The sequence below is a fragment of the Streptomyces sp. P17 genome, from assembly GCF_032436805.1.
Taxonomy (GTDB): domain Bacteria; phylum Actinomycetota; class Actinomycetes; order Streptomycetales; family Streptomycetaceae; genus Streptomyces.
Genome location: NZ_JAVRBF010001539.1, coordinates 1 through 233, shown reverse-complemented (window position 1 = coordinate 233; position 233 = coordinate 1). Strand labels below are relative to the sequence as shown.

The following is a 233-nucleotide window of genomic DNA, read 5'->3' as shown; positions in this document are numbered from 1 at the left end:
GATGGCAAGTTCGACGATCAGACCCGCCGCGCCATCCGCGCCTATCAAAAAGCGCGCGGGATGCCGCAAACCGGCTATCTGACCAATGCGATGCTGACGGCGATGCTGCAAGACACGGTGCTGCGCGGGCTGCGATAAGGGGGCAGGGGGGCGCTGCCCCCCATCTCCTGCCGGAGATTCCCCCCGAGGTATTTTCGCACCAAAGACAGATCAGGCGGATCCGCGTGTCTTTG

General features: G+C 63.5%; 1 protein-coding gene. It reads left to right on the top strand.

Translation table 11 applies throughout. From position 1 onward, the window contains the following. Positions 1-138, top strand: a 138-nt coding sequence (locus tag RMT89_RS46475) for a peptidoglycan-binding domain-containing protein (protein WP_399499149.1), incomplete at its 5' end; no start/stop codon positions are given. Between the last annotated feature and the right edge of the window lie 95 nt (positions 139-233).